This window comes from Streptomyces sp. NPDC057623 (assembly GCF_042800355.1).
Taxonomy (GTDB): Bacteria; Actinomycetota; Actinomycetes; order Streptomycetales; family Streptomycetaceae; genus Streptomyces.
This window is the reverse complement of sequence record NZ_JBHVGZ010000081.1, coordinates 1-6,439: the sequence shown is the minus strand read 5'-3', so window position 1 is coordinate 6,439 and position 6,439 is coordinate 1. Positions and strand designations below refer to the sequence as shown.

The following is a 6,439-nucleotide window of genomic DNA, read 5'->3' as shown; positions in this document are numbered from 1 at the left end:
AAGAAAAAGAAAAAAAAGAGGGGGGGGGTGAGACAAGATAAAGAAAGGTCAACTGCCGGGACCGAGCCAAAAGCCCTGGAAAAAAGGAAAACAACCCCTTCGGTCCCCCCCCCCGCGGCCGTCGCCGTTCGTGCGGCCAAGGGACTGGCCCGTTCCGTGACCGCCCCCGGACCCGGCCGGGTGTCGGTCGAGGTGCTGGACCGTCGCAAGGTGGAACCGTTCGGCGGGGTGGGCCTTGGGCTCCGGGTCCGGCGCGCCGACGCCTCCCCCGCCGCCGGCCCCGTCGAAGTCACCATCGACTACTCCGGTTTCGCGCACGCCTACGGCGGTGACTTCGCCGACCGCCTCCAGCTGACGCGGCTGCCCACCTGTGCCGCCACCGCCCCGGACGAGCCGTCCTGCCGCCAGGGCACCGAGGTGTCCTCGCGCAACGACGCCCAGCAGCAGACCCTGACCGCCATGGTCGAGGCGGCGCCGGACAGCGCGAACGCACCGCTCGCCGCCGAAGCCGTCACGTATGCGCTGACCAGCGGCTCCTCTTCGGACAAGGGCGACTACCGGGCCACGCCGACCAACCAGTCCGGCAAGTGGAACGTTTCGCTCGGTTCCGGCGCCTTCACCTACAACATCCCGATCGAGGTGCCCAAACCCCCGGTGGGCTCGGCGCCGGAACTAGCCCTGAACTACAACTCCCAGTCCATCGACGGCCGTACGTCGGCCTCCAACAACCAGGCCTCCTGGGTGGGCATGGGGTGGGACCTCAACGTCGGCTACATCGAGCGCAAGTACAAGAACTGCATCGACGACGGCCACGGGCCCGACCAGGGACAGCAGTGGGGCGACCTCTGCTGGGACTCGCCCAACTCCACCGACGACCCCAACGGCGCCGTCTACCAGATCACCCTCGGCGGGGAGAGCTCCGAGCTCATCCAGGACAACACCGGCACCGGCTCCTTCCACATGAAGGACGACAAGGGCTGGAAGATCCAGAAGCTCAGTGGCAACCCCAACAACCCCGACAACAACAACGAGTTCTGGGTCGTCACCAAGCAGGACGGCACCCGCTACTACTTCGGCTGGGGCCGCTCCGAGCGCGACACGAGCCTGGCCACGCGCTCGGTGCTCACCGTTCCGGTGATCGGCGACGACGCGGGCGAACCCTGCTACGACGGCGGGCAGCCGACGTACTGCGACCAGGCCTGGAAGTGGAACCTCGACCGGGTCGTGGATCCCAACGAGGTCGAGACCTCGTACTTCTACGACAAGGAGCGGAACTACTACCGCTCGGTCGCCGGCGCCGACAAGGCCCGCGGCTACGACGCCGGTTCGTATCTGACACGCATCGAATACGGCTGGTCCTCACAGATCTCCGGTGCCCAACTGCCCGCCCGGATCGTGTTCCAGCACCTCAACCGCTGCAAGGAACGCCTGGAGGAGCCGAACCCGCTGGACAACACCGCCGCCGACTGCCCGACGATCGACTCCTCGCCGGAGTCCTATCCGGACGTCCCGACCGACCTGATCTGCGACGGCTCCACGGACGACGACGCCTGCGCGGGCAAGACGTACTACCCCACCTTCTTCCAGCGTGACCTGCTCTGGGACATCACGACGCAGGTCAGGGACAACAACGCCGCCGAGTGGGACACCGTCATGCAGTACCAGATGCGGTACGCGATGATGAATCCCGAGGGCGAGGTCGGCGGCCAGCTCTGGCTGGACTACATCCAGCGCCGCGGCTACTCGGGCGACGACGTCACCCTGCCGGCCATCAACTTCGACGGCGCCTGGCAGGACAACCTGGTCGGATCCGGCACCCTCAACTTCCGCCGGGTCGAGCAGGTGGTCACCGACACGGGCTCGACCATCGACGTGACGTACGGACACGCGACGGACGACGACGGCGCGATCTCCCGCCAGTGCGACGAGAGCAACCCGCCGTCCCAGGCCAACAACAACTTCGAGTGCTTCTGGCAGAAGTGGACGCCCGAGGGCGAGACCGAGGCACGCACCGGCTGGTTCAAGAAGTTCGTCGTCACCCAGGTCAGGGTCGATCCGGGCACCTACGACGAAGGTGACCCCGCCATGACCACGACGTACGAGTACGACGGCGCACCGGGCTGGGCCTTCACCGCGAATCCGCTCGTGAAGGACGAGGACGAGACCTGGTCCGAGTGGCGCGGCTACGGCAAGGTCCTGGTCACTACCGGTGCCGGCGACAATCTGCACTCCACCTACCACTGGCTCCATCGAGGCCTCGACGGCGACCGCACCTCCAAGACCGACGCGTCCCAGACCCGTTCGGTGAAGGTGACCGACTCCGAGGGCACCGAGTGGACCGACTCCGCCTGGCTGGCCGGCCGGACCCTGGAGACCTCGGCCCGTGACGACGCCGGCAATTCGCAGAAGCGGGAGTGGCACGAATACTGGGTGCACAACACCGCCCAGTACGTCGGTCTGCCGGACGCGCGCTTCGTCCGCGAGAAGAAGCTGCGCACGGTGGAGAAGGCGTACGACTCCAGCGACTCCGACCTGTCCACGTGGCGGGAGCACATCGTCGAGACGGAGTACGACGACAGCGAAGCCGCCTCCACCGCCTTCGGCCTGCCGATGCGGGTCGACGACTGGGGCGAGAGCAACGTCTCCGACAACCACTGCACCGAGTACGGTCGCGCCTACAACACGGCGGACATGCCCGACGACGCCACCGGCACCGTCCGGTGGATGGTCTACCAGGACGACGAACGGCACTACAACGTCGGCTGCACCACGGTCCAGAACGACAAGACGGCCGGCACACCCTTCGTCCATCTGGACCGGCGGACGGCCACGTACTACGACGGGTCGACCACCTGGGACGACAACAACACCGCGTTGGTGGACGGGAACGCGACCGAGACGCGCGTGTACACGGACGCGGACGTGGCCAATGCCCGGGTGACCCGTGCGAACTTCGACGACGCGGGGCGCGTCGTGAAGACGTTCGACGGGAAGAGCAACGCGACGACGACGACCTACAACCCGGCCACGTCCTGGCCCGTCAACGGGGTGGTGACCACCTCCCCCGACCCGGACGGGGCCGGAGCCGGCTCCGCCCTGAGCTCCACGGTGTACTTCTCCCGCTTCTGGGGGGAGCCCTGGAAGACGGTCGACGCGGCCGGCAGCACCACCCAGGTCGTCTACGACGGAGTCGGCCGGACCTCGAAGGTCTTCAAGCCGACCGAGTCCGCCAACTATCCCGACGGCACCGCGTCGATGACCTTCGACTACCTGCTGCCCATGCAGGCCGCCTCGGCGTCCGTCCCCTACCAGGCCACGGGCGCACCGCTCAGGGCCACGACCAAGGTGCTCCAGAAGGGGACGACGTACGCGAGCACCCACGGCTGGGCCGACGGACTCGGCCGCACTCTGGAACTGCAGGTCCCCGCGCCGTCCGGCACCGGCATGACGGTCACCGTCACGCGCTACGACTCCTCCGGGAACGTCGCGGGCAGTTCGCAGCCCTTCTACAACTCGTCCGCGGCGGGCTCCAAGGTCGTCAACCCCGCCGTCTCAGCCATCCCGTCCTACACGGACCAGGTGGTGGACTGGGCGGGCCGCACCACCGTGACCCAGTACCAGGTCAACGGCGTCCCGCAGGCCGCGGGCAAGGTCACCACCGGCTACAGCGGCGCGGACCTCACCACGGTCATCCCGGCAGTCGGCCAAGCCGTCGAAAGGTACACCGATGTCTACGGGCAGACGGTGAAGGTCGTTGAGCACGTGGGCACCCAGTCGAACGCCACGACGTACGAGTACACGCGCAGCGGCGGGCTGAAATACCTCCACGACGCCAACGGCAACTCCACGCACTACACCTACAACTTCGCGGGCGACCGCCTGACCACCGAGGACCCCGACAGCGGAGACACCAGCGCCACGTACGACGCGAACGGCAACGTGGCCACCGCCAAGGACGGCAACGGCACGGTCCTGACCTACGCCTACGACGCGCTCCAGCGCCCGACCACGGTCTCGCAGGGGAGCACGGTGCTCAGCAGGACGGCGTACGACAACGACAACGGCACCGCGGTCCCCGGGGCAAAGGGACGGGTCACGTCCACGACGTCCTACGACACCGCCGGCAACGCGTACACCGGCAAGATCACCGCGTACGACACGCGGGGGCGGGCCACGACGAAGACCGTGACCGTGCCGAACGCCGGCGACGGCACCGGGCTGAACGGTACGTACACCTTCAAGTACGGCTACGACCTGGCCGATCACATCACATCGGTGGAGTACCCGGCCATCGGCGGACTGCCCGCCGAGACCGTCACCTCCACCTATTCCGGCCAGGGACGCCTGTCGAAGGTGTCCAGCGCCCTGTCCACCTACCTCGGTCAGGTCGGCTACGACGACTACGGCCGGACCATCTCCCGCTCGCTCGGCGTCTCCGGCACCGACACCAGCATGACCCGGACCCTCACCTACGACGACAGCAACGGCACGGGCTGGCTGAAGAACATCACCACCAGCACACTGACCGGCGGCTCTTCGGCGAAGATCCAGGACGACACCTACACCCGCGACAACAGCGGTGACGTCACCGCCCTGCGCGAGAACACCGCTGGACAGCAGCAGTGCTTCACCTACGACGACCTGAAGCGGCTCACCGGCGCCTGGACCCAGGCGGCCACCGCCTGCGGCACGACACCGGCCTCGGACTTCGCCGGGCCGGATCCCTACCAGGAGAAGTACACCCACGACAAGATGGGCAATCTCCAGTCTCTGACGGAGAAGACCTCGTCGTCGGCCGCCGCGGTCACGCACGACTACCACTACCCGGGCTACAGCGCGGACGAGTCCACCTACACGGCGGACACCGCCCGCCCGCACGCGGTCACCAGCGTGGTCACCGGGTCGAGCACCGACGGCTACGGCTACGACGACGCCGGCCGGATGACGACCCGGACCGTGAACGGCGTCTCCTCGACGCTTCTCTGGTCGCCGCTGAATCGCGTGACCTCGGTGAAGACGGGCAGCGACACCACGTCGTACGTCTACGACTCCGGAGGCAACGTGCTCCTGCGCAACGCCCCCACGGAGAAGGTGCTCTACCTCGACGGCCATGAGATCCACAAGGCGGGCAGCGCCGCCGCCCAGGCCAGCCGCTTCTACTCGGCGGACGGCACCAGCCTCGCGGTCCGTACGGCCGACAGCACCACCAACGGCAAGCTGACTTGGCTGCTCAGCGACAACCAGGCCTCGACCCAACTCATGGTCGCGGCTGTGGGAGGCACCGTCACCCGCCGCCGCTACAAGCCGTTCGGCAAGCAACGGGGCACCACGGCGGGCCTGCCGGGCGCGGTGGACCGCGGCTACGTCGGCCGGCCGGAGGACGATTCCACCGGTCTGTCGATGCTGGGCGCGCGTATGTACGATCCGGTCCTCGCCCGTTTCCTCAGCCCGGACGAGCTCACCAAGCCGTACTCCCCGCAGGAGGTCAACGCCTACAGCTACGCCGCCAACAACCCCGTCGCCCACAGCGACCCGAGTGGTCTGGAGATCGGTTCCCGGCCCAACTCCTGCCAGTACTCGCTGGAGAACTGCGACAGGGCGACGCAGGACGCGGTCGGCTACAACCGGAAGACGGGGAAGGTCGACTACACCAGGGGAACAGCGGTCGGCGACGGCTCGATCGTGGCCATCAACTCCGGGTACAGCGCTCCGAAACGCACCAAGCTCCCCGTGCCGGTCTACAACTGGCTGAAGGAGGACCTCGGCTATCAGGGCAGCCGTTATGTGACCAAGGGCGAGGCACAGGCATGGATCGGCGCCATGGGCGACGACAAGGAGCTGAAGGATCTGCAGGAAGCCGCGGGCGCGTTCTACGGCTGCTTCGCGAACAAGGTTTCCGACGGCAACGGCTGCATGAAGAAGGTGAAGAAGAGCTACAAGGACAAGCTGGAGAAGGAGGACGAGGGCTTCTGGGACAAGACCGTCGGATTCCTCAAGGACAACGCCGGCACGATCATCGGCGTCGGCGCCGTCATCGGGTGCGCCTTCGCGGGAGGACCGGTCGGCGTCGCGGTGTGCGGTGCGGCCTTCGGGGCGCTCGCGGGCGTAGCCGACTACGGGTTCTCCGACGAGGAGAACAAGACGACCGGCGGGTATCTGCTGGCGGGCGGCGTGGGCGCGGGCTTCTCCGTGGTGGGCGCCGGAGCCGCGAGGTGGGCCGGCATGCGCGCCGCGCGAGCAGCCAGCAACCGCAATATCTGGGACCTCGCCAACAGAGGCGAGTGACGGGGTAGGAAGATCATGCCAGGACCGGTGTGGGGGGGCCCGCCCCCTGGGCCCCCCCCCCCCCCCCGCCCCGGGGGGAAAAGCAGAAGGGTGTGGCGGAAAATGTGTTTTTTCCCACTCCCCCGAGCCTCCGCCGAGTCCCACCCCCCCCCCC

1 protein-coding gene is annotated in these 6,439 nt (G+C 67.7%); it reads left to right on the top strand.

Annotated features, from left to right (window positions below):
* The first annotated feature begins 156 nt into the window (after positions 1–156).
* Positions 157–6,285 (top strand): RHS repeat-associated core domain-containing protein, encoded by a 6,129-nt coding sequence (locus tag ACFU95_RS43615; protein ID WP_383840873.1) that lies wholly within the window; start codon positions 157–159, stop codon positions 6,283–6,285.
* The last annotated feature ends 154 nt before the right edge of the window (positions 6,286–6,439 follow it).